We start from the raw sequence: 22,810 nt of genomic DNA, 5'->3' as shown, positions 1-22,810 counted from the left end.
AAGGGTGCTTTTATTAACACAACCTTAATCTGATAAAATTGTAAGGATCTGATCCTCAGAATATTTTTGAACAGAAAAATGTGTGCTATGAGTAAACTGATACCGATTTCTATAAATGGAAGCAATTGGATTCAGCTATCCCAGCTTTCCGTGGAGCAAGCACTGCGGCTTAAATCCTGGCTTCCCGTCAACTCTTTGAAAAAAATAAATCTCAACGGAATTGAGCTAAACGATTGTGTGGCATTTGACACCTATTTGCTGTGGTTCAGAAGTCACCAATTGTATGTTCAGAGACAGGCCTTGCTTGATTTCTAGTCCAGGCCAAAGTCTTTTCTCTTTTCCGAATAGTATTTTTCCAACTCGGGGTAATAATTGCTTTTTGCCTCGGGAATTCCATCCAATACCAATTCCATTTTTCCGTCCAGCTCATCTCTATTGAGCTTCATGCCCTCAATCAAGTCTATTAAATCTTCCAAAGATAAAGGCTCTTCGATTTTGCTGGGATAGAGCATATATTCATGTCCATAAAAGTCGACTGCTTCCAGTTGGATGTGGTAGCCGCTTTGGTGCGCATAGATGCTAATTTGCTCTCCCCATTGACTTTCTGGATAGTGAAGTTTGACCAATAAGGCGGAGGAAATGTCCTCTTCAAAGTAGGTTTTTGGGCGGAATTTGAAATCAAACATGGACAAAAGTAAGAATTAGCAGAATGAGAAAATTCCTATCTCTCTTTAAGATTGGATAATAGGGACTTTCAGGCTATTTTTGAGCCTTGTTTGAAGCAGGAGATTTCCTGCTTTTCTCCTACAAAATTGCTTTCAAACCCCTGATTATGAAAAGAGATACGGTAGTATTTGACCTCATTGCCCGAGAGGAAGACAGACAAAAGCGTGGCATCGAGCTGATTGCTTCGGAAAACTTCACCAGCAAGCAAGTAATGGAAGCTGCTGGAAGCGTGTTGACCAATAAATATGCGGAAGGTCTTCCGGGTAAACGCTACTATGGCGGGTGCGAGGTAGTGGATGATATTGAGCAAATTGCTATTGACCGTGCCAAGGAGCTTTTCGGAGCTACTTGGGCCAATGTTCAGCCCCACTCTGGAGCACAGGCTAATGCTGCTGTGATGCTGGCCTGCCTGAAGCCAGGTGATGCCATTCTTGGTTTTGACCTTTCCCATGGAGGGCACCTTACCCATGGTTCTCCTGTAAACTTCTCCGGGAAATTGTACGAACCACATTTCTACGGAGTAGAGGAGGAAACCGGGGTGATCGATTATGACAAGGTGGAGGAAAAAGCCCTTGCTGTGAACCCAAAAATGATCATTTGCGGTGCTTCTGCCTATTCCAGAGACTGGGATTACGAAAGGTTGAGAGACATTGCTGATCAGGTTGATGCTATCCTTTTGGCAGATATCTCCCACCCATCCGGTTTGATCGCCAGAGGTTTATTGAATGACCCATTGGAGCATTGCCATATCGTCACCACTACTACCCACAAGACTCTTAGAGGCCCTAGAGGTGGTTTGATCATGATGAGAGAGGATTTTGACAATCCATGGGGCTTGACCACTCCAAAAGGAGAGATCAGAAAAATGTCTTCCTTGTTGGATATGGGGGTATTCCCAGGAACTCAAGGTGGTCCATTGGAGCACATTATTGCTGCCAAAGCTGTTGCTTTTCAGGAAGCCCTTTCTGACGAATACATGGACTATGTGCTGCAAGTGAAGAAAAATGCATCCGTGATGGCAGATGAATTTGTAAAATTGGGATATCAGTTGATTTCAGGAGGTACTGACAACCACCTGATGCTAATTGACTTGAGAAATAAAAATCTGACTGGAAAACTTGCAGAGGAGACTCTGGGCAAAGTAGATATCACCATCAATAAAAACATGGTTCCTTTCGATACCAAATCTCCTTTTGTGACTTCCGGTATGCGCGTTGGTTCTGCAGCAGTCACTACCCGTGGATTGAAAGAGGAAGACATGAAAAAAATTGTACAGTTGATTGACCGTGCCCTGAACAATCACGACAACGAAGCCGAACTGGATAAAATCCGTGCGGAGGTCAACAGCTGGATGGTTCAATTTCCTTTGTACTAAAGCGTAATTTATTAAAGTGGCATTAGACCAATATCAAGAAGAGGAAGAGGAAGGAATGTCCTTTCTCGATCATTTGGAAGCCCTTCGTTGGCATTTATTGAGATCCGTTGCAGCGGTTCTTATTCTTTCTGTTATCGCATTTCTTTCCAAAAGCATCGTTTTTGGAATGGTTATCTTGGGTCCGTCCAAAGTGGACTTTTTGACCTACCGGGTACTATGTGATATCGGGGATTATCTGGGAATCTCTGCTTTGTGTATTGACGAATTGCCTTTTACTATCCAAAGCCGTCAGATGACTGGACAGTTTTCCATGCACATGACTTCCAGTTTTGTAGTGGGTTTTGTGGTGGCATTTCCCTATGTTTTCTGGGAGTTTTGGAGGTTCATAAGTCCAGGCTTGTATGATCAGGAAAAAAGTGCAGCCCGGGGAGCGGTGTTCTTTGTGAGCTTGTTGTTTTTTCTAGGAGCCTGTTTTGGATATTTTATCCTTTCCCCTCTTTCGATCAACTTCCTTTCCAACTACCAGTTAGACCCCTCCATTCTCAATGAATTTGATATCAGCTCCTATGTCACCACCTTGATTATGTTGGTGTTGGCCTCGGCGATCATGTTCCAGCTTCCTGTGGTGGTCTATTTCCTTTCCATGTCAGGATTGGTGACTTCCTCCATGTTGAGGGCATATAGAAGGCATGCCATTGTGGTGATCTTGGTGGTTGCTGCTGTGATTACTCCTCCGGATGTGATCAGTCAATTGCTGATTGCCATGCCTATATTGGTTCTGTATGAAATTGGGATCAATATTGCCAAGCGCTTGGAAAAGAAAAGAGCCCTGAAGGAGGCAATGGAAGCAAGAGAAGATTCTGAATAAGTATATTAAAAGCACAATCATGGCAAAGAAAATAGCAATTGGCGGGGACCACGCCGGATTTGAATACAAGGCCAAGCTGATCAAAAAGCTGGAAAGCCTGGGTTATGAGGTGAAGGACTTCGGGCCTTTTTCGGATGCATCGGTAGACTACCCGGATTTTGTACACCCTCTGAGTACAGCAGTAGAAAAGGGTGAATTTGACCTGGGAATTGTAATCTGCGGAAGTGGAAATGGAGTCGCGATTACTGCCAACAAGCATCAGGGAATCCGTGCGGCGCTTTGCTGGAACGAGGATCTGGCAGCTTTGGCCCGTCAGCACAACAATGCCAATGTGATCGCCTTGCCTGCACGATTTATCTCTTATGAATTGGCTGAAAAGCTCGCTGAGATCTTCCTGACTACGGAGTTTGAAGGGGGGCGCCATCAAAACAGAGTAAATAAGATTGCCTGTTCCTAATTTGATTTGAAATTGAATAAAAGCCCGGTTTACCGGGCTTTTTTGGTTGAGTTGGTTTTTGTGAAATAGGCCCTATTTCATCTTTTTCGGTTCTGCCTTATCATAATGGTGGGGTCCTGAATAGCTGCCAAACAGGAAAGAATGAGGGTTGGAAGGATAAGGGTCGAAATCGAAAAGGCAGCGCAAAATTATTGTCCTAAAGAAAATGGGCTATAAAACAAAACCCCAGCCTTGAGCCGGGGTTTCAGTAACTTTATAAGAGAGGCCTAAACTGCCTCAGGAATCGGACATCATTTTCAGTAAACAGTCTCAAATCCTTGATTTGATATTTCAGCATGGCAATGCGTTCTATACCCATTCCAAAAGCAAATCCTGTGTATTTGTTGGAGTCAATGCCGCAGTTTTCGAGAACATTCGGGTCTACCATTCCGGATCCTCCGATTTCTACCCAGCCTGTTCCCTTACACACATTGCAGCCCTTTCCTCCGCAAATCAGGCAGGAAATATCAATTTCCGCACTGGGTTCGGTAAAGGGGAAATAAGAAGGTCTGAATCGGACTTTGGTTTCCTTTCCAAACATTTCCTTGGCAAAATGGTAAAGGGTATTTTTCAAGTCGGCAAAGCCTACGTTTTCATCCACATACAGCCCTTCTACCTGATGGAAAATACAGTGGGCCCGTGCCGAAATCGCTTCGTTTCGGTACACCCTTCCCGGAGAAAGAGTCCGGATTGGAGGTTTTTGGTTTTCCATCACCCGCACCTGTACAGAGGAAGTGTGTGTCCTCAACGCGATATCCGGGTTTTTTTCGATAAAGAAGGTATCCTGCATTTCCCTCGCTGGGTGGTTTTCAGGGAAGTTCAATGCAGTGAAATTATGCCAGTCATCTTCTATTTCGGGGCCTTCTGAAAGGTTGAATCCAATACGCTCGAAAATCTCTATGATACGCTGACGGGTAGCGGTCAAGGGATGAATTCCTCCCAAAGAATGGTTGGAAGGAGGAAGGGTAAGGTCTACCTCCGCAGATTTAGCCTTTTTGGTAGCCGAGTTTACTTTTTCGATCAGTTCCTGAAACTTGGCCTCAGCCAATTGCTTGACTCCATTGACCAATTGTCCATAGGTTCTTTTCTCCTCATTGGGGATTTGACCCATGGCGGCAAAAAGTTCTCCCACTACACTTTTTTTGGAGATAAACTCCATGCGGTAGGATTCCAGCTGTTCGGGAGTATTTGCGTCAGCGACGGCTATGGCCGCTTTGATGGCTTCGATTTTTTCCTGGTACATGTGATGAAAATCAATCAAAGCACAAAGCTAAGATTTTTGAGCATTTATGGGAAGAACATCCCTAAAAGAGCCTACTGGATTCCCTGCTTTTTGGATTATAAACCCGTTTTATGGGCCCGGTAAATAAAAAAGCCAGCTGGGAATCCCGCCGGCTTTTTTCTTAATCACCCCTATTATGAATTACCATGTTCTTCCTCCTCCTGGGCGCATGCGCTGCCAAGGCTGGTTGTTGGAAGGCTCAGGTTCTTTGAAATTTCCAATGATGTAGGTAAAAGTCAACATTCCATATCTGGTCAGGACATTGGTAAAGACGTCGGTGATGGCTACGTCAGAAATGGTTCTGCTGATGCTGTTGTTTTGGTTGAGCAAGTCAAAGATCACCACCTTCAATTCTGCTTTGTTGTTTTTGGCAAAGCGGAAACCTCCTTCGATATTCCAGAGCCACACAGATTGGTCGAAGCCCTCAGAAAGCCCGCTATATAACATATTGTTGACAGTGTTGCCTACAAATAGCTTTCCGTTGTTTGGAGAAAAATACAGACGGATATTGGATTCCTGTATGTAGTAGTTTTGATCCAAATTGGACTGCAAACTGGAATTGACAATGGTATAAGTACCAGTGGTGCTTACCGAGAAATCCACGTTTTTGCTGATGTTGCTGCTCAAAGTAATCCCCTGACTCAGGTCAATGTTGTCATTGAGGTTTTTATCCCCATTGATCAAGCCTGGAGTACGGTTGAATCCCAGTCTGGTGTTGGTGTTGAACTGCAATTTCAACTTTGGAATCGGGGCTCCATAGGTAAGGAAAAAGCGGGTTCTCCAATTTCCGTCCAAATTGACGGGCTGAGAAATTTGCCCTCCCGGTCTCAGGAGAATTTCTCCGTTGATCAACGTGTCCTGAGAAGCTACAAAGGTGCTATTGCCTATGAAATTGCTGGTAGCCGAATAGTTTACAAACATGAAAAAGGTTCTGGATTTTTCCAGATTCACCTTGCTGATATTTGCGAAGAAATTATGGTTGAAACTCTGACCCAAGCTTGGGTTACCCACCCTCAGATTGAGTGGATTTTGATTGTTGACTACATTTTGAAGCTCGTTGACACTTGGCTCATCTGTATCGGTACGGTAGCGTAGTCTCCAAGAAAATCCAGTCTCCCGGTTGCGGTAGTTGATATTGGCACTTGGTAGGATATTGTTGAAATCTCTTTTGAAAACTCCTTCTGTAGGGAAAAAGGACTCATTGTCCAGACGCGCATTCTGGTAATCCAGATTCAGATTGATATTCCAGCCGTTGTTATTGTAGGCATAGCCTGTGCGCAATCGCTGGGTAGTGAATTTGTTGTTGAATTCATTACTAAGTGCTGTATCCAACTGAGGAATATTGTCCTCGTCAAAAACTCTGGTTTTCTGATCAGCCCGGGTTTTGTTGTTGCTGATCTGGTATCCGAATGTTCCTATGGATTTTTCGCCCAAAGGCTCGGTAAGGGTCAGATTGACCCTGTAATTGAAGCCCTCATTCAGAGAATTGGTTTCCTGAAGAGAGGTGTCCAGGAAATTTCTGTTATAATCCCTGTTTGCCGCCAACAGATCGGAATATAAATCCCGGTTGTTCCAACTGGTATTGATATCCGTGGAGAATGTTCTTCCGGTTTTGTCAAATTTATAGCGATAGGTCAAATTGTTGGAAATAGTATAAGCCTGGGTTTCCGCATTTGAAATTGATCGCAGGGCAGAAAGGGAATCTCCTTCGCTGTTGAGGGTCAATGCATCCCGATCACTATAGGTTCGATTGGTCTGAAATGAAATATTGGGAGTAATAATCAGGCTGTTTTTCTCATTCAGGTCTGCCTCGATCCGTGCATTTGCTCTGTGGTTGAAATTTTCCACATTGTTGATCAGGCTTTCCTGATAAAACTGGCTTAGATCTTCATTGATGATGGTCTCCCGGTTGGTCGTCTGACGCAGGGTGTTGTTGGTATTGTTGAAAAAGTAACTTCCGGTGAAGTTGACCTTTTTGCCCCATTTGTCACTGTAGTTCAGACCCAGGGCGTTGGTTCCAATGATCCCGATGTCATTTCCGACAAAGAAATTATTGTTTCCTCCTCCCCATCTTCCACCGCCAAATCCGCCGCGTCTTCCACCTCCTCCGGAAGCATTGGCGGTCACGCCTGCCAAGTCCTGGGAGGAGAAATTCTGTTGGTTAATGTTGTTGAAAAGTCCCAAAATTGAAACCCTTCGATCCCCGCCAAAAAGATTCAGGCTTCCTCCAGCTGAATAGCGATCATCGGTTCCATAGCCCCCATAAACACGTCCAAATTGTCCGTTTTTGCGGTCTTCTCTTAGGATGATGTTGATGGTTTTGGTATAATTACCGTCGTCAAAGCCAGTCAGTCGGCTTTGATCCGAACGTTGGTCTAAAACTTCCACTCGGTCAATTGCATCGGCAGGTAAGTTTCTCAAGGCAATGTTGGGGTCGGATCCAAAAAACTCCCGTCCATCTACCAGGATTTTTTGTACCTGTTCACCTTGAGCCTGGATTTGGCCATTTTGGAAACTGATGCCCGGCATTTTACGGATCAGGTCTTCTGCCTGAGCGTTTTGTTGAGTTTTGAATGCATTGGCATTGAAGGAGGTGGTATCCCCTTTTTGCTCTCCTACCGGAATCTGTCCCTCGATCAGCACTTCCCCCAACACCTTAGTGTCTTCCAGAAGCACAATCTCACCAAGCTCCACAGACTCTCGGAAGCTATGGACCCGGCTAATGGTTTTATATCCGATAAAAGTAATTTCAAGTTTCACCTGGGGAATATCAGGCCGTACTATTTCAAACTTACCCTGTCCGTCTGTGGTGGTTCCGCGCAAAAGGGAATCCGCCAAGGTTTTGATCAGTACATTGGCACCAATCATAGGTTTGTTGACCGTCCCGTCAATTACGGTTCCGGTAAATTTACGTTCCTGTCCCTGTGGACGCTGTCCGAACGCCGAAAAGGCAAGTAATAGACTAAAAGTCAGGACGATTAAAGAATGTCTTGTTTTCATTTGAATGCAAAGTTCATCTTCTTTGACTAATTCAGAAAGCCAAAGGTTTATTCCGAACTTTTAAAAAAATAAGAATGGAATTAGAGGGGGATAAATGGTGTAATTCCTATTTAAAAATTAATTCTTCCAAGAAATAGATCTGATGTTGGCTTAAATCTGCCCCATAATTTCAGGATAGGAAATTCCAAAGTGGCTGTTGTCATAGACCGCAACCCCATTTTTGATCAAAATGATCTGGGGAGATTGATGAGGGACGCCAAATTCATCTTCCACTCTGTCGGAAAGTTCCCGATAAGCGATGAGATCCAAGAAGTAAGGGACAATTTTCTCAGTGTCTTCAGGCTTCCAGTTTCTCAGAAGTCGATCCAATGACATGCTGCTCACCGAGCACCGGGTGCTATGTTTGAAAATCAAGACAGGTTGAGTCATGCTGAGTTCTTTGATTTCCTCGATTTGTCCGACTTGGGTGAGTTTATTCCAGTTCATATTCTTTTATCCTTATTTTGGGACAATACTTGTAGGGGAATAATAGTTCCTAAACCAAGTATAGAATTTTGGTATGAAAATACATTTCGCGAGCAAATTGAAAAAACATTATAAGATACTTCTATTCGGATTTTTGATCTTGGCCTCCTGCAAAAGTCTGGACCTTAGCAAGCCAGGTCCTGTTTCCAGTCCTCCATTGGCGAGTTCTACGGTGAATGTGCCATTTGAAATGCCCAAAAATACGCTGGATCGTATCCTGAATTCTCAAATTCCTTCCAGAATAATTCAGGAGGAAAATCTTGATTTTGGATCTGGGATGGAAGGAAACCTCCTTCTCATCCGAAATGGGGAACTAAGTTGGAATGCTTTGGATAGCCAGACGGTGCAAATCCGCCTTCCCCTCAAACTTGAAGGACAAGTTGTGTTGAAGCGGGGAGGCTTGGGGAATATATTCAGAGGAAAAGTCCCCTTGAATGAGGAGTTTGCTCCTGTTTTTAGATTCAATCCCGAGATCAATAGCAACTGGACCATCAGTATCTCTGAATTTGAATTGGTGGATCTGGGAGGAAACCTTAGCTTGGAAGTATTGGGGTTGAGACTGGATTTGACCGGTTTGATGGAAAAGGAACTCCGTAGATGGGCTTTGGAAAATCTGAATGAAGATAAAGCCCTGCTTAACCTGAAGCCTTTTGTAGAAAAAGCCTGGAATCAGGCCGGAAGACCTTTTTCAGTGGACTGGCAGGGGGGCAGGTCTGCTTTTTCCTTACAGCCGGAGCAAGTACGGTTTAAGGAATACTTTGACACTGATGACAATTTTAATGTGCTTTTGGGACTGGATGGAAAGATCAATACGCATCCCATTGATGCTGCACCTTCCCGGGCATTTCCCCTGCCCAACCTCAGTAGCAATAATGACTACGGGAACCATTTGGAAATCTTATTGCCTTTGGAAGTGGACTACGCCGATCTGGATCAACTTCTGGAGCAGAACCTGGAAGGAAGGAATTTCCGGGTCAATAGAAAAACCAATCTTAGCTTAGGAGGAATCCGTACGGAGGCCTTTGGGAGTTTAGTTTTGGTTTCCATGGATTTCTTGGCAAAAAGATCAGTAGGTGAGGATTGGAAAGGAAAGATTTATGTGGTCGGAAGGCCTGAGTTTGACAGTCAAACCCAAAACGTGGTTTTCAAAGATTTGAACCTTAAACTGGATAGCGATCAGTCACAGGCGAGATGGGGAGTGGCTCTCAAAAAGCGAAAAATCATCAGGCAGATACAGAAGCAGTCCAAGTTTCCGATAAGGGACTTACTTGCCGATAGTGAAGAAGGGATTTTGGAAAGGCTGGGTTTTGAAACCGAAGTTGCGGACTTGGCTATTTCAGAACTTGAAATTGTTCCCGATCAGTTTATTCCTGTTTCCAGAGGGCTGTTGGTTTATATGAAAGCCAGCGGTAAAGTGAGGGTGTCCTGGCGCTGATCAGCGCATGAGTTGCCCGAAATTTTCAATGCCTTTGGATTCGGCAACTTTCAATAATTTCAAAAGAAGCTGTGCAGTCAGGAAAGCATCTCCTGCTGCCGTATGGCGGTCATCTTTGGCGATTCCATATCGCTCACAAAGGGAGTCCAGGCTATACTCTTCCTTTTTGATCCGATGCCAATCAATTTGGGGCCCGTATTCGAGTCGAACGGCAAAATTCATGGTATCCAGAACAGGGTTTGGGAATTTTTCAAGGCCAAAAGGCTTACAGGCTTTCTTCAGCATCTGCAAATCAAAACCCAAATGATGCCCTACCAAAATGGATTGGTCTAAATATGGGAGGAGTTTTTTGACAAAAACCTCTAACTCGATTTCCTCTTCTCTACTGACTAAGCCGTGGATCTTTGCAGTTTCGCCTCCCGATTTGGGAGAAGTAGGATACCATTCGCAGGCTGTGTGGACCAGGATTTTTCCCTTTTCGATTTTGACGGCTCCAAAGGAAAGGATGAAATCCTCCTCGGGGTTGAGTCCGGTAGTCTCCGTATCAAGCACCACGAAGTTTAACTGGTCCAAACTTCGAATGGAGGGAATAGGTTTGCTGGCTTTCTCGAGGAAGGCTTTGACAAAGTCGGTTTTGACTGTTTTCTTATTTTCAAAAGGCCACCAACTCATTACCTGAAATAATCTAACTGAAAACGGACCTGTACGATTTCCTGGAGTTCGGAGATTGGGGAAAATGTGTTCTTGAGGAGTTGTCGCTGTAGTTTACCCAAGTTTTCGGGATGGATATATCGTCCACTGTCTCCTTCTTTGAGTCCTTCCAAAGCCCGCATCCTCATGAGGATTTCATAGGCTTTTCCTGCTTGAGTAAAGAGCGCCTCGTAGTTGGGCTCCAATTCAGCCAGGCGTTCAAATCGCTTGAATGTATTATTGACCCCAATAACCCCGTGACTTAAAACCAGAAGTCTGGCCAGATCTGTCAAAGGCATCATTGCGCGGGCTTTGATGTCAAATTGGTCCCTGTGTTCCCCGGACTTTTCCACCATGAAATTTCGGAAAAAGCCTAGTGGAGCAGGATTAGCCAGTGCGTTTTGGGCTAGAAAACTCAGGAATGCCTGCTTCTTTTGAACCTCTTGGTAGATGTGAAGGCTGAGTTCCTCGGCCAGTCCGGTATTGCCTGTCACCGCTCTAAAGTCAAAGAAAATCGAAGCCCGCATCAAGGCATCCTGGGTTGGGGTTAGAATCCATTTGCTGAAATAGTTTTTCCAGGTGGACAAGGGCTGTACCCATTCCGGGTTGCTGGCCATGATATCCCCTGGGCAAGAGGCAAAACCACAGGCAAGCATCACTTCTACAATGGAAGTCCCCAGTTTCAAGAAATATTCTGCAGCTTTTTCCTTCAGTTTTTCGGGTACGTCTTCATATACAAGAGCATTATCCTGATCTGTTCGCAGGAGCTGTTCCTCCCTACCTTCTGAGCCCATGGAGAGAAAGCAATAGCGGGTATTTTTGAATTCAGGATATTCTACTTTTAAGTTGCTTTCTGCGATTTTGACTGCCTGACGGATGATCACATCGTTGATTTCAGTCATTATTGAAGCCACGAAATCCATGGCTACCTCATTTTCCAGATAGTACCGGAGCATTTGTTCTGCCCGATCCCTTATGGTGCGCATTTCTTTGACATCCAAGGTATTCATCAATCCATGGATCAGGACCGCTGGACTGTTGCCCATGGAAAGCAGCACATCATGGTCCGATAGAATCCCACAAACAGGACTTTGGTCTGACCCATCTTCGGTAAGGATCAGATGATGCAAGCGGTTTTTGATCATGGTCAGATAGAGGTCCGAAAACCCGGACTCTTTCTTTCGCGTGATGACCGGCGTACTCATGATCTCCGAAGCCAAAGCAGAGGTTTGGAGGGATTGGGCTATGACTCTTTTTCGGAGATCCTTATCCGTAATGATCCCCAAGGGAAAGCCTTTCTCAGAGCTGACCACAATACTGCTGACATCTGCCTCAGACATTTGATTTGCCAATTCTTGAATGCTCGTATCGGGGCGGCAGGTAAGCACTTTTTCTGAAATTTTGATTTCCGACTGGTCTGAAAAGATCAGTAGGGAATGGTCCCTGTTTTCAGCTTTGAATACCCCACGGGCCTTCTGTCCCTGAGAAAGATCCTGGCGGACTACCACCTGACCGGATGCAAACCCAGCAGCAAAATAGAGAGCAACTTTGGTGTTTTTTTCCAGGACCTCTTCAAAAATCTCCACTGGGATGGAATAAATGAGTGAGTTTTCGGCGATTCTGGCGGTAAGGACGTAGGGTCTTTTTCCCAAAAGGGCCAATACCCCAAACACATCTCCCTCGTCACAGATTTCCTGGATTTCTTCCTTTCCGGCCTTGGTTTCGATGAGCTCTACCGAACCTTCTTTCAAGACAAAAAAATGGGGCTGGGCCGCTTCTCCCTGATTGAACAGCAATTCACCCTTTTCCAGATAATGGATTTCCACAGCGGAGGCCACTCGTTCGAGTTCCTCTCTGCCAAGAAAGGAAAAAGGCGGATATCTCCTCAGGAACTCCAAAACCCGGTTTACAATTACATTTGCCATTTCTTCAATTTAAGGATCAATCCTTCTCTTTTACCGTCATAATGTCAGAAAATTTTTCAGCATTCTAATTGATCCTATGTAGCTCTAAATTATTGGGAATGAAGAGACTTTTCAAAATTGCCAAGCCTATCAGAAGAATCATGTGGGCATTAATTGTTGCCTTTATGGTGGGAGTTCACAATTTTTACAAGCAGGAAATGGATTCCCCGGACTCTATTATTTCTTCCATTCATGTGGATGCCGAGGATGAGGATTCCGCGCCCAAACTTTAAAGGGAAGAAAAAAAGAGCCAAATAAATTTTGGCTCTTTTCATTACTGGATTATTTCTTTCCTTCTATGATTTGGTTGACTACTTCTGGATCCAGAAGTGTACTGGTATCACCCATGTTGTCCAGACTTCCTTCTGCCACCTTTCTCAGGATACGGCGCATGATTTTTCCGGATCTAGTTTTGGGTAAGCCAGGTACGATTTGGATCTTGTCCGGTTTGGCGATAGGTCCGATGATTTTGGAAACCGTGTCCTTGATTTCGTTGATCAGGTTTTCTTCGGTTCGGTTTTTCATATCGCAAATCACATAGGCATAAATACCCTGCCCTTTGACTTCGTGAGGATATCCAACCACTGCTGATTCGATTACCAGTGGGTGCTCGTTGATGGCGTTTTCCACCTCGGCAGTTCCCATTCTGTGACCTGAGACATTGATCACGTCATCCACTCTCCCCAGAATTCTGTAGTATCCGTCATGGTCTCTTTTGACCCCATCCCCAGTGAAATACATGTTTTTGTAAGTCGAGAAGTAGGTTTGCTTGCAGCGCTCATGATCCCCATAGGTGGTTCGGATCATGGAAGGCCAAGGGAATTTGACACAGAGGTTGCCTTCTACTCCATTCCCGGTCAGTTCATGCCCATCTGCATCCACGATGCAAAGTTGGATTCCAGGCAGAGGTAAGGTGGCATAGGCTGGTTTGGTTGGGGTAATTCCGGCAAGTGGGGAAACCATGATGCCTCCGGTTTCTGTTTGCCACCAGGTATCCACGATAGGGCATTGGCCTTTTCCGATATGGGTATGGTACCAATGCCAAGCCTCTTCGTTGATGGGTTCACCTACTGATCCCAGTACTTTTAGCGAGCTCAGGTCATGGCCTTCAATAGGTTCTGTGCCATATGCTTGCAAAGCTCTAATCGCTGTTGGGGCGGTATAAAACTGATTCACCTTGTGTTTTTCCACCACAGACCAAAAGCGGCTGGCGTCCGGATAGGTCGGCACACCTTCAAACATCAGGGTCGTAGCTCCTGACAGCAATGGCCCGTATACGATGTAGGAATGTCCCGTGATCCAGCCAATATCTGCTGTACACCAATACACATCCCCAGGAGAGTATTGGAAGACATTCTCAAAGGAATACTGAGTATAAACCATATACCCTCCCGTGGTGTGAACCACACCTTTTGGTTTTCCGGTGGAACCGGAAGTATAAAGGATAAACAGCATATCCTCTGAGTCCATCTCTTCGGCAACATTCGAATCGGACATTCCTTCCATTACCTCATGCCACCAGTAATCCCGACCTTCCTTCATGGATACTTCCACTCCGGTTCTTTGATGGACGATGACAGTTTCCACACTTGATTTCTCCAGCGCCTCATCCACTACGGATTTGACACCGATCTTCTTGTTGCCTCGGAAGTTTCCATCTGATGTTAAAATCGCTTTTGCGGAGCAGTCATTGATCCGGTCGGCCAAGGCTGTGCTTGAAAATCCGGCAAAAACAACGGAATGCACAGCACCGATTCTGGCACAGGCCAACATGGCTATAGCAGCTTCAGGGACCATGGGCATGTAGATAATGACACGGTCTCCCTTTCCGATTCCTTTGGATTTTAGAGCATTTGCGAACCGACAAACTTCATGATAAAGCTCTCTGTAGGTAATCGTGCGGCTTTCCTCATTGGGATCGTTGGGTTCCCAAATGATGGCAGGTCGATCTCCAATTGTAAAGAGGTGGCGTTCAAATATATTCTCGGTAATATTCAGTTTTCCGTCAATAAACCACTTGACATCCGGGTCATTGAAATTCCATTTGAGGACTTTGGACCAGCGTTTTCTCCAGTGGAATGAATCGGCAATCCTTGCCCAAAATTCCTCCGGTTGGGTTACACTTTTTTGGTATTCATAAAGGTATCCGCTTAGGGTATGTAATCTGTCACTCATAATCTTGAGGTTTATTGAATCGAGTATTGATGTAAATCGTTAATGTTCTATTGCTTTTCCTGCTCCTCTTGGTATCCGGATTTCTTGGATCATTTCCTGGACTTCCTGAGGTGGCGCAGGTGTGAATTTGGAAATGGTGATGCAGACCACAAAGTTGAGGATCATGCCTATTGAACCTATTCCCTCCGGAGATACGCCAAACCACCAATTCTCAGCCGTGTTGAGCTCGGGGCTGATAAATTTAAAGAAAATAATATAGCCAAGGGTGAAAACCAATCCGGAGAGCATCCCGGCAATTGCTCCTTCCTTGTTTATCCTTGAGGAGAAAATCCCCATGATAATGACGGGGAAAAATGAGGCTGCGGCCAGTCCAAAGGCAAAGGCAACTACCTGAGCCACAAATCCCGGAGGATTCACTCCGAAATAACCAGCCAGGATTACCGCACCTGCTGCGGCAATTCGGGCAATCCGGAGTTCTTTCTTTTCAGAAATGTCTGGTTTGAAAGTTTTGAAAAGATCTCTGGAAACAGACGTGGAGATCACCAAGAGCAAGCCCGCGGCAGTTGATAGTGCGGCAGCCATCGCTCCTGCGGCTACCAATCCCACTACCCAATTGGGAAGTTGGGCGATTTCAGGACTTGCCAGTACCATGATGTCCCTGTCAATGGAAAGTTCATTGGCAACAGGGTCGGCCAGATACTGGACCTTTCCATCTCCGTTTTTGTCATCCACATGGATCAAGTTGGTTTTTTGCCAGGTATTTACCCATTCAGGAAGAGCGGAGATGTTTTTTTCAGAGGTACTGTTGATGGTATTGTAAATGCCAAATGCCGCCAAAGCAGGAGCCGTGGTATATAATATCGCTATAAAAACAAGGGCGTAGCCAGCCGAAAGCCGTGCATCCTTCACTCTTGGTACCGTAAAAAAGCGGACAATTACATGGGGTAGGCCTGCTGTCCCGACCATCAGTGCCAGGGTGATCATAAAGACATCCGTCATGCCTTTTCGGCCACTGGTATACTCTGCAAATCCCAATTCGGAAAGAACTCCGTCCAATTTTGCCAAAAGGGGAGTTCCATCAGCTAAATCCCCTCCCAAACCCAATTGAGGTATTGGGTTTCCGGTCAACTGCATGGAAATGAATATGGCAGGAACCATGTATGCAAAAATCAAGACACAATACTGGGCAACTTGGGTATACGTAATGCCTTTCATTCCTCCCAAAACCGCATAAAAGAAGACAATACACATTCCGATCACCACTCCCCATTCTATGGGGACTTCCAGGTATCGGGAGAATACGATCCCAACACCTCGCATTTGTCCGGCTACATAGGTGAAGGAGATGAACAGGGCGCAAACAACGGCGACAATTTTTGCCGTAGTGGAATAGTATCGGTCTCCAACAAAATCCGGAACCGTAAACTTTCCGAATTTTCTAAGATAAGGAGCCAGCAAAAGAGCCAACAAAACATATCCTCCGGTCCAGCCCATGAGATAGACCGATCCATCATAGCCTGCAAAGGATATTATTCCAGCCATGGAGATAAAGGAAGCCGCCGACATCCAATCCGCAGCCGTGGCCAAGCCATTGGCGAGGGGAGATACTCCACCCCCGGCAACGTAAAATTCCTTAGTGGATCCGGCTCGGGTCCAGATTGCAATTCCTATATACAGGGCAAAAGTCAGCCCCACCAAAATATATGTCCAGGTAAGAATTTCCATAGTATGAGCTTTTTGAGTGGACTTTATTTAATCTTCGTTGACATCAAATTCCTTGTCGAGCCGATTCATCTTCCATACATAGACGAAAATCAAAATCACGAAGGAGTAAATAGAGCCTTGTTGCGCAAACCAAAAGCCGAGTTTAAAACCGCCTAACTGGATCTTATTTAAAGGATCCACTAGTAGGATTCCAAAACCAAAGGATACAAGAAACCAGATGAGGAGAAGAATCAGAAGTGTTTGGAGATTTTTTCTCCAATACGCTTTCATTTGTTGCTTTTGGGACGACATGGGGACTGGATTTTGGGAATATCATTTCCTCCTAAAGTAGGGGTATGCTTGCTCCAAAAGCAACCAGTTTTTTATGAAAAACACAAAAAATTTCTGAAAGTCTTGATTTATCCCTGATTTTCTTTGGGAATTATTGAATGCCTAAGAAAAATGTAAGGCTTAGATTAAATATTCCGAAAGGATGGCCAGTGCCGCCGCCAAAAAGCTGATTAGCATTTTATTGAGTTGCAACTTATGATGAGGGCTACTTTCGAAGAAAATGGTGGTGGAAATATGCAGAAATCCTCCCGCAACAAGCCCATAGAGAATTCCCACTCCTTCTTTTTCTAATACTCCCAATTCATATAGGTATGCGCTGGAATACATTCCCAAGGGAGAAGCAAGTGCAAAAAGCACCAAAAGAAAAAAGCTCAGTCGCTTGCTCAGTACGGAAGAAAGTACTGCCGCTAAAGCAAAAGCTGCTGGCCCTTTGTGCATGATGATACCCAGTAGTACAGTTTTGCCACTGTGGATATGTCCTCCGGTATGGGTGACAGATTCCATCAAGCTACCATGGGAAAGAAGGGTTCCTTCCAGAAATGCATGGATAAACAGTCCCAGCATCACTGTCAGTACTCCACCTTTACCAGAACCTTCATGGTGATGCAAATGGATATGCCCGTGCTCTATTCCACTGGACAAATATTCGAGAATCTGTTGCAGAAGAAAACCAATCAAGATGTAAAGTCCCATTTGGGAAGTTCCGAATCCACCTGCAAAGAGTTCGGGGATGATGTGTAGAATGGTGATGGAAAAAAGATAGGCTCCGGCAAAAACCAGGGCCAACTTGAAATAATTTTCCCTGAAATTCGGAGCGAAAAATACAATCGAACCAACTCCGATTGCTGTTAAAAAAAGAAGGATAAAATTTATTGCCATGGATTGCTATGCTCTTTTCCTCCCGATAAAGGGGGAATTTGCAGGTATAACCAAGGCAAAGGTAATAAAATTCAATAATGTTGCATTTAATGCAAGGGATTCCGATCCCACTGCCCAGTCCTATTCCTGAATAAAGGAGAGATAGGGTTTTAGGCTTTCACTGGCATATGTCTCATATTCCCCATTGGCACCACTGAAAATCAAAAAGATTTCGATTTCTTCCAGCTCTTCGTCCAAGGCTATGGCCTTTTCGGTTCCCATGACCATCATGGCAGTAGCAAAGGCATCGGCTGTCATGCAGTCCTTGGCAATCACAGTGGCGCTCAATAAACTATGACTGACAGGATATCCGGTTTTTGGATTGATGGTATGGGAGATTTTTAGGGAATCTCTGACATAGAAGTTTCTGTAATTGCCAGAAGTTGCCATTCCTTTATCCTGAAGTGCGATGATGCTGTAGAGTTCAGAGGCATTGGCGGATTCTTCCGGGCGGTTGACCCCCACTTTCCAAAGTTCTCCCTTTTCGTTGAGACCTCTGGCTACTAACTCTCCACCGATTTCGACAAGGTAATTTTTGATGCCTTTGGAGGCCAGGAAATTTCCAACTACATCCACACCCTGTCCCTTGGCAATGGCGGAAAAGTCCAGATAAATTCCCGGTATTTTTTTTCGGAGTTGATTCTCATCCCATTCGATCTTTTCAAATCCAACTTTGTTCAACATTTCGCTGATGGCTACGCTATCTTTCAGTTCAGGCCCTCCTGGACCAAAACCCCAAACATTGACCAATGGGCCTACAGTTGGATCAAATGCTCCTCCGGTTTTTTCATAAACCACCTTGGAGGCAGCCAAAACTTCAGGGAGATAGGGAAGTTCAAAATCCAAGCTGTCGTTTTGGTTGAAGCGGCTTAGCTCAGAATCCGGGATATAGGTGGACAAGCTTTGGTTGAAAACTACCAAAAGAGAGTCTACAGATGTCTGAAAATCCCTTTCTGCGGAATCCAAATAGGAAATATGGTAGGTAGTCCCCATGGTTTGGCCGGAAAGAGTCATTTTACTGATTTCAGTTTTCTGGGGTAGAGAAAGGCTCGACTCTTTCGCTTCCCGGGTCCTCCAGGAATAGACCAGGATCACCATTAGCAACAAAACCAGGGAATAGACTATATTTTTTCGGGCATTGGGACGCATAGCACTTGGAATTTGGCTCAAAGTTAAAGCTTATTTTGGCATGGAGGCCAGAGTTCACTGATCAAAAATCATCTGTCCTCGCTTCTGTATTTTTCTATATTTGTAAGGTATTGCAAGACTATGAGAGAAGACTATCTGAGAGGAGACGAGGAGCATTTAAGTTCGAAGGATAAAGAGTTTGAGAAAGCACTTCGCCCTTTAAGTTTTGAGGACTTTACCGGACAGGCAAAAATCGTGGAAAACCTCCGGGTGTTTGTCCTTGCTGCCAAAAACCGAAATGAACCTCTGGACCATGTATTACTTCATGGCCCTCCGGGATTGGGCAAAACCACGCTCAGTCATATCATCGCCAATGAATTGCAGGCGGGGATTAAGATCACCTCTGGACCAGTACTGGACAAACCCTCTGATTTAGCAGGCTTGCTGACGAATTTGGAAGAGGGGGATGTGCTTTTCATTGATGAGATTCACCGTCTCAATCCCATCGTGGAGGAATATCTGTATTCTGCCATGGAGGATTTTCGAATTGATATCATGCTGGATAGTGGTCCTAATGCCCGATCTGTTCAGATTTCCTTGAGTCCATTTACCTTGATTGGGGCGACGACTCGTTCAGGCTTGCTTACTTCTCCCCTACGTGCCCGCTTCGGGATCAATTCCCGACTGGAATACTACGATGCCAAATTACTGACTGATATTGTGTCCCGTTCCGCCGGGATTTTGCAGACTCCAATTGACGAAGTGGCCGCTTATGAAATCGCTAGAAGAAGCCGGGGCACGCCAAGAATTGCCAATATGCTACTTCGCCGAACCCGTGACTTTGCAGAAGTCAAGGGAAACGGAACAATCACCCTGGATATCGCAAAGATTGCCTTGAATGCGCTGGATGTGGATGAACATGGCCTGGATGAAATGGATAATCGTATCCTGTTGACCATAATCGAGAAATTCAAAGGAGGGCCGGTAGGATTGGGTACCATTGCTACTGCCTGTGGGGAGGAATCTGAAACCATCGAGGAGGTTTATGAGCCTTTTTTGATTCAGGAAGGTTATATGAAACGGACCTCCAGAGGTAGAATGGCCACTGAATTGGCTTATAAGCATCTAAATATCAAGCCCAATTCAAGCACAGGGACCTTATTTGAGGGCTTTTAGCAGTGGTTTAGCTGACTTTAAGTTTCAGCTCACCCTGTCTTTTTACCACCTTGATCTCAAAAAACTGGTTGATAAATGCCTTGCAGTGGTTTTCTGCCCATTCCGCTCTGCTCTCAGTATCAAAAAGTATGGTCATCCGGAGCATGGTCTTGACGTATTGTTCATGCATTCCGAGCTGTTGGGTATAATTCACCAAACTGCTAGCCCAATCCTCCTGGAATTTTTCAAAATGGGTTCGCCCGTCGAAAAGCAATTCCAATTGATTATCCCCATGCTTGTAGCGGTAGATTCCACAGAGCTGCCGATAAATCAACCGAACCCGGTCCCGTGGAAATTCAAAAGTGTCCAAAATCCGCTCATAGGTCGGATCCATCAGTCGCAGGGGATTATATAATAATGTGTAGGATTTCTTCAGTTCAAAAACCATTCTATCGATCAACTCTTCCTCCAAAACAGACTGTGCCTGTCTGAGAATGTAGTTTTTGTCAAGTGGAAACAGTTTTTGAATCATGTTGTGCTGAATTGCTGAGCAAAAATAGGGAATTCCTCACAATGGGAGGAAAATTGACCCGGAAAAGAAGTTTTTCTTTCGAATTTTGGGCAAACACACTGCCACGGTTTGCCGGAAAGGATGCTTTTACCAATCTGATGGTCTTCTGGCTTGGTAGGCCGCCATTTGGTCGAGCAAATCGACGGGATCATCGGAAATGATCAACAGCTCTTCTTGCTCAGGATATAAAAAGCCGGAGTCCATGGCATGGTTGAGGAAGTCAATCAGCTTGTCGAAGTATCCATTTACATTATAAAGCGCCAGGGGTTTTTGGATATATCGGAGTTGGTTCAAGGTCATGATTTCAAAGAGTTCCTCCAAAGTTCCGATTCCTCCTGGCATGGCAATAAATCCGTCTCCACGCTCAGCCATTAGCCATTTCCTGTCGCGCATGGTTTCCACGATGATGAGCTCAGTACAGCCTTCATGGGCCACTTCCCGATCTACCAATTTTTGCGGAATGATCCCCAAGACTTCCTTCCCTGCTCCCAACATTTCATCGGCGATAATACCCATGAGCCCTACTCGACCTGCACCATAAACAAGGGAGTGATCCCTTTTGATCATTTCCTGAGCCAAGGCCCTTGCTCCTGATTCAAAAACCGATGATTCGCCTTTTCTGGAACCGCAATAAATGGTAATCTTTTTCATAAGCCCAAATTTTAAAGTGAAAATAGGCAATCTGAGGTGGACAGTCTATATCTTTTTCCAAACTTCTTCACAACCTATGTTTTGCCTATTTTTGGACTATGAAAATCTGCTTTGCAACAAACAATACCAAGAAAATCGAAGAAGTGAAAGCTGCGCTCGGCTCTGACTTTGAAATTGTTTCCCTCAAAGAAGTGGGCTGTAATGAGGAGCTTCCTGAAACAGGGGACACCTTGGAGCACAATGCCTTTCAAAAAGCCCGCTATGTCAAGGAGAATTATGGAGTGGACTGCTTTGCAGATGATACTGGATTGGAAGTGGAGGCCTTGGCTGGAGCTCCCGGAGTCTATTCTGGGCGATATGCCGGGGAACCCAGATCCGATGAGCGGAATATTGAGTTGCTTTTGAAGAATATGCAGGGCTTGGAGAATAGAAAGGCTCGGTTCAGGACTGTCATCGCCTTGATTCTGGATGGAGAAGAATTCCAGTTTGAAGGAATAGCAAAAGGAGAGATTTTGGAGGAAAAAGTAGGAGAAGGAGGATTTGGGTATGATCCTGTATTCTGTCCAGAGGGATATGAAAAGACATTTGCCGAACTGAGCCTGGATGAAAAGAATCAAATTTCCCATCGGGGAAAGGCGGTCAGGGCTTTGATCGAATTTCTGAGCCAAAGAAAATTCTGAATTTAGCCCGAATTTGAATTAACTTTGTGACCATGCAAAAACCGTTTATAGTCGGGATTACGGGAGGTTCGGCCTCTGGGAAAACGCTTTTTCTTGAGCGCCTGCTAAGTTCTTTTGATCCAGAGGAAGTCTGTTTGATTTCCCAGGACAATTATTATAAACCTAGAAACTTGCAGCCCGTCGATGCCCAGGGGGTTCACAATTTTGATACTCCTCAGAGCATTGACTTTGAAGCATATGCCGCGGATATCCGGAAGATACAGGCCGGGGAAACGGTACAGCGGGAGGAGTACACTTTTAACAATTCTGCCAAGAAGCCCAAAATGCTGACCTTTTCCTCCGCTCCAGTAGTGGTGGTAGAGGGTATTTTTGTTTTATATTATCCGGAGTTGGCAGAGTTGCTGGATCTGAAGATTTTTATTGATGCAAAGGATCATATCAAATTGAAGCGCAGAATCATCCGTGACAAAGTGGAGCGGGGCTATGATTTGGATGATGTGCTGTACCGCTATGAGATGCACGTGATGCCTACCTATGAAAAGTACATCGAACCATTCAAAAATGAGGCAGATCTGATCGTTCCAAACAACAGCAATTTTGACAGGGCTTTGGATGTGATCCGGACCTATATGAGAGCCAAGTCCAGCAAGTGATTCAAAAAAAGTTGGCCAAACTTCTTGAATTTCAAATAATGGCTATATTTGCGACCCATGAACAATAAAAAGGCAAATAGCAAACTGATCCAACAGCGCATCACTTTGATGCTTGCATTGCTATTGTGCTTTTTTGTTTCTTCTTTGGAGTACATGCCTGAGCCGGAATCCGTGAAGGTTGAAAATCACGCTAATTCCGATTCCGAGCAGACTTTTTTAAATGTTGCTCTTGATGCAGTTGTTCCTTTTGCGCTTCAGGTAAGTCATTCCGTATTTTATTTGATCTATGAAATCATCAGCTTTGAGCCCAAAACTTTTGTAGCCGAAGTTGTTTCTGTTTTTCAGCCAAATCAATTGGTAGAAATCCTTTTTGAAAGGATAATTTCGACCAAGGGGCCCTAATCCTCCTTTTTTTCTCGGCTTTATTTTAGGATCTGTATGAGCAGTTCCACACTATATCTGT

23 protein-coding genes are annotated in these 22,810 nt (G+C 44.8%); 10 read left to right on the top strand and 13 right to left on the bottom strand.

The genetic code is table 11. From position 1 onward, the window contains the following. The first annotated feature begins 87 nt into the window (after window positions 1–87). Window positions 88–315 (top strand): hypothetical protein, encoded by a 228-nt coding sequence (locus P2G54_RS00430; RefSeq protein ID WP_275867120.1) that lies wholly within the window; start codon window positions 88–90, stop codon window positions 313–315. Here P2G54_RS00430 and P2G54_RS00425 read toward each other — a convergent pair. After that, a complete protein-coding gene (locus P2G54_RS00425) occupies window positions 312–686 on the bottom strand; it encodes a UDP-glucuronosyltransferase (RefSeq protein ID WP_275867119.1) in 375 nt (124 codons plus the stop codon). The two genes, P2G54_RS00430 and P2G54_RS00425, sit on opposite strands and share 4 nt — an antisense overlap. Window positions 687–832: 146 nt before the next feature. Between P2G54_RS00425 and glyA the strand changes: the two genes are divergently transcribed. The 3 genes from glyA to rpiB are packed head-to-tail and all read left to right on the top strand — an operon-like array spanning window position 833 to window position 3,426. After that, window positions 833–2,101, top strand: a complete 1,269-nt coding sequence (glyA, locus tag P2G54_RS00420) for a serine hydroxymethyltransferase (RefSeq protein ID WP_275867117.1) — start codon at window positions 833–835, stop codon at window positions 2,099–2,101. 16 nt (window positions 2,102–2,117) lie between these two features. Further along, window positions 2,118–2,969 (top strand): twin-arginine translocase subunit TatC, encoded by an 852-nt coding sequence (gene tatC, locus P2G54_RS00415; RefSeq protein ID WP_275867115.1) that lies wholly within the window; start codon window positions 2,118–2,120, stop codon window positions 2,967–2,969. Between the two features lie 19 nt (window positions 2,970–2,988). Further along, entirely contained in the window at window positions 2,989–3,426 is a 438-nt protein-coding gene (gene rpiB, locus P2G54_RS00410) for a ribose 5-phosphate isomerase B (protein WP_275867114.1), read from the top strand. A 253-nt stretch (window positions 3,427–3,679) separates the two neighbouring features. On the opposite strand, the gene pheS is transcribed toward rpiB, so the two are convergent. The 3 genes from pheS to ytxJ all read right to left on the bottom strand — a co-directional run bounded on the left by pheS (window position 3,680) and on the right by ytxJ (window position 8,233). Then, entirely contained in the window at window positions 3,680–4,708 is a 1,029-nt protein-coding gene (gene pheS, locus P2G54_RS00405; protein ID WP_275867112.1) for a phenylalanine--tRNA ligase subunit alpha, read from the bottom strand. 180 nt (window positions 4,709–4,888) lie between these two features. Beyond that, window positions 4,889–7,747 carry a TonB-dependent receptor gene (locus P2G54_RS00400; protein WP_275867110.1) on the bottom strand — a complete coding sequence of 953 codons (2,859 nt, stop codon included), beginning with the start codon at window positions 7,745–7,747 and terminating at the stop codon, window positions 4,889–4,891. Window positions 7,748–7,897: 150 nt separating this feature from the next. Next, complete coding sequence (ytxJ, locus tag P2G54_RS00395) at window positions 7,898–8,233, bottom strand: bacillithiol system redox-active protein YtxJ (RefSeq protein WP_275867109.1); 336 nt, start codon at window positions 8,231–8,233, stop codon at window positions 7,898–7,900. Window positions 8,234–8,306: 73 nt separating this feature from the next. Here ytxJ and P2G54_RS00390 point away from each other — a divergent pair, with 73 nt between their 5' ends. Continuing rightward, window positions 8,307–9,707 carry a DUF4403 family protein gene (locus P2G54_RS00390; RefSeq protein ID WP_275867107.1) on the top strand — a complete coding sequence of 467 codons (1,401 nt, stop codon included), beginning with the start codon at window positions 8,307–8,309 and terminating at the stop codon, window positions 9,705–9,707. Here P2G54_RS00390 and P2G54_RS00385 read toward each other — a convergent pair whose 3' ends face one another. Next, entirely contained in the window at window positions 9,708–10,379 is a 672-nt protein-coding gene (locus P2G54_RS00385) for a 3'-5' exonuclease (RefSeq protein WP_275867106.1), read from the bottom strand. It lies immediately after the preceding gene. Further along, a complete protein-coding gene (locus P2G54_RS00380) occupies window positions 10,379–12,322 on the bottom strand; it encodes a DUF294 nucleotidyltransferase-like domain-containing protein (protein ID WP_275867104.1) in 1,944 nt (647 codons plus the stop codon). Before P2G54_RS00380 ends, P2G54_RS00385 begins: the two co-directional genes overlap by 1 nt. Window positions 12,323–12,420: 98 nt before the next feature. Here P2G54_RS00380 and P2G54_RS00375 point away from each other — a divergent pair, with 98 nt between their 5' ends. After that, window positions 12,421–12,594 (top strand): hypothetical protein, encoded by a 174-nt coding sequence (locus P2G54_RS00375; protein ID WP_275867102.1) that lies wholly within the window; start codon window positions 12,421–12,423, stop codon window positions 12,592–12,594. A gap of 49 nt (window positions 12,595–12,643) precedes the next feature. Here the strand turns inward: P2G54_RS00375 and acs are convergent, their stop codons facing one another. The 5 genes from acs to P2G54_RS00350 form a co-directional block, all read right to left on the bottom strand. Further along, on the bottom strand, window positions 12,644–14,536 hold the full coding sequence (gene acs / locus P2G54_RS00370; RefSeq protein ID WP_275867101.1) for an acetate--CoA ligase: 1,893 nt from the start codon (window positions 14,534–14,536) through the stop codon (window positions 12,644–12,646). 39 nt (window positions 14,537–14,575) lie between these two features. Continuing rightward, window positions 14,576–16,261 (bottom strand): sodium:solute symporter family protein, encoded by a 1,686-nt coding sequence (locus P2G54_RS00365; protein ID WP_275867099.1) that lies wholly within the window; start codon window positions 16,259–16,261, stop codon window positions 14,576–14,578. A gap of 27 nt (window positions 16,262–16,288) precedes the next feature. Beyond that, window positions 16,289–16,552, bottom strand: coding sequence for a DUF4212 domain-containing protein (locus tag P2G54_RS00360; RefSeq protein WP_275867097.1), 264 nt, complete (start codon window positions 16,550–16,552; stop codon window positions 16,289–16,291). Between the two features lie 159 nt (window positions 16,553–16,711). Beyond that, complete coding sequence (locus P2G54_RS00355) at window positions 16,712–17,470, bottom strand: zinc permease (protein ID WP_275867096.1); 759 nt, start codon at window positions 17,468–17,470, stop codon at window positions 16,712–16,714. A 120-nt stretch (window positions 17,471–17,590) separates the two neighbouring features. Beyond that, the gene (locus P2G54_RS00350; protein ID WP_275868421.1) at window positions 17,591–18,658 is read right to left on the bottom strand and encodes an FAD:protein FMN transferase; all 1,068 of its coding nucleotides are present in this window, start codon (window positions 18,656–18,658) and stop codon (window positions 17,591–17,593) included. Between the two features lie 120 nt (window positions 18,659–18,778). On the opposite strand from P2G54_RS00350, the gene ruvB reads away from it, so the two are divergent. After that, window positions 18,779–19,813, top strand: coding sequence for a Holliday junction branch migration DNA helicase RuvB (gene ruvB, locus P2G54_RS00345; RefSeq protein WP_275867094.1), 1,035 nt, complete (start codon window positions 18,779–18,781; stop codon window positions 19,811–19,813). 7 nt (window positions 19,814–19,820) lie between these two features. Here ruvB and P2G54_RS00340 read toward each other — a convergent pair whose 3' ends face one another. Together P2G54_RS00340 and P2G54_RS00335 are read right to left on the bottom strand one after the other, a co-directional pair. After that, window positions 19,821–20,324 (bottom strand): hypothetical protein, encoded by a 504-nt coding sequence (locus tag P2G54_RS00340; RefSeq protein ID WP_275867093.1) that lies wholly within the window; start codon window positions 20,322–20,324, stop codon window positions 19,821–19,823. Window positions 20,325–20,450: 126 nt separating this feature from the next. Continuing rightward, on the bottom strand, window positions 20,451–21,014 hold the full coding sequence (locus P2G54_RS00335) for a TIGR00730 family Rossman fold protein (protein ID WP_275867091.1): 564 nt from the start codon (window positions 21,012–21,014) through the stop codon (window positions 20,451–20,453). Between the two features lie 98 nt (window positions 21,015–21,112). On the opposite strand from P2G54_RS00335, the gene P2G54_RS00330 reads away from it, so the two are divergent. From P2G54_RS00330 to P2G54_RS00320, 3 genes are read left to right on the top strand one after another with little or no spacing between them, the layout of a single operon-like run. After that, window positions 21,113–21,694, top strand: a complete 582-nt coding sequence (locus tag P2G54_RS00330) for a non-canonical purine NTP diphosphatase (RefSeq protein ID WP_275867089.1) — start codon at window positions 21,113–21,115, stop codon at window positions 21,692–21,694. Between the two features lie 32 nt (window positions 21,695–21,726). Next, complete coding sequence (gene udk / locus P2G54_RS00325) at window positions 21,727–22,347, top strand: uridine kinase (RefSeq protein WP_275867088.1); 621 nt, start codon at window positions 21,727–21,729, stop codon at window positions 22,345–22,347. A 57-nt stretch (window positions 22,348–22,404) separates the two neighbouring features. Continuing rightward, on the top strand, window positions 22,405–22,749 hold the full coding sequence (locus tag P2G54_RS00320; protein ID WP_275867086.1) for a hypothetical protein: 345 nt from the start codon (window positions 22,405–22,407) through the stop codon (window positions 22,747–22,749). Window positions 22,750–22,810 lie beyond the last annotated feature (61 nt).

This window comes from Algoriphagus sp. CAU 1675, assembly GCF_029222925.1.
Classification (GTDB): Bacteria; Bacteroidota; Bacteroidia; order Cytophagales; family Cyclobacteriaceae; genus Algoriphagus.
This window is presented reverse-complemented; position numbering and strand designations above follow the sequence as displayed.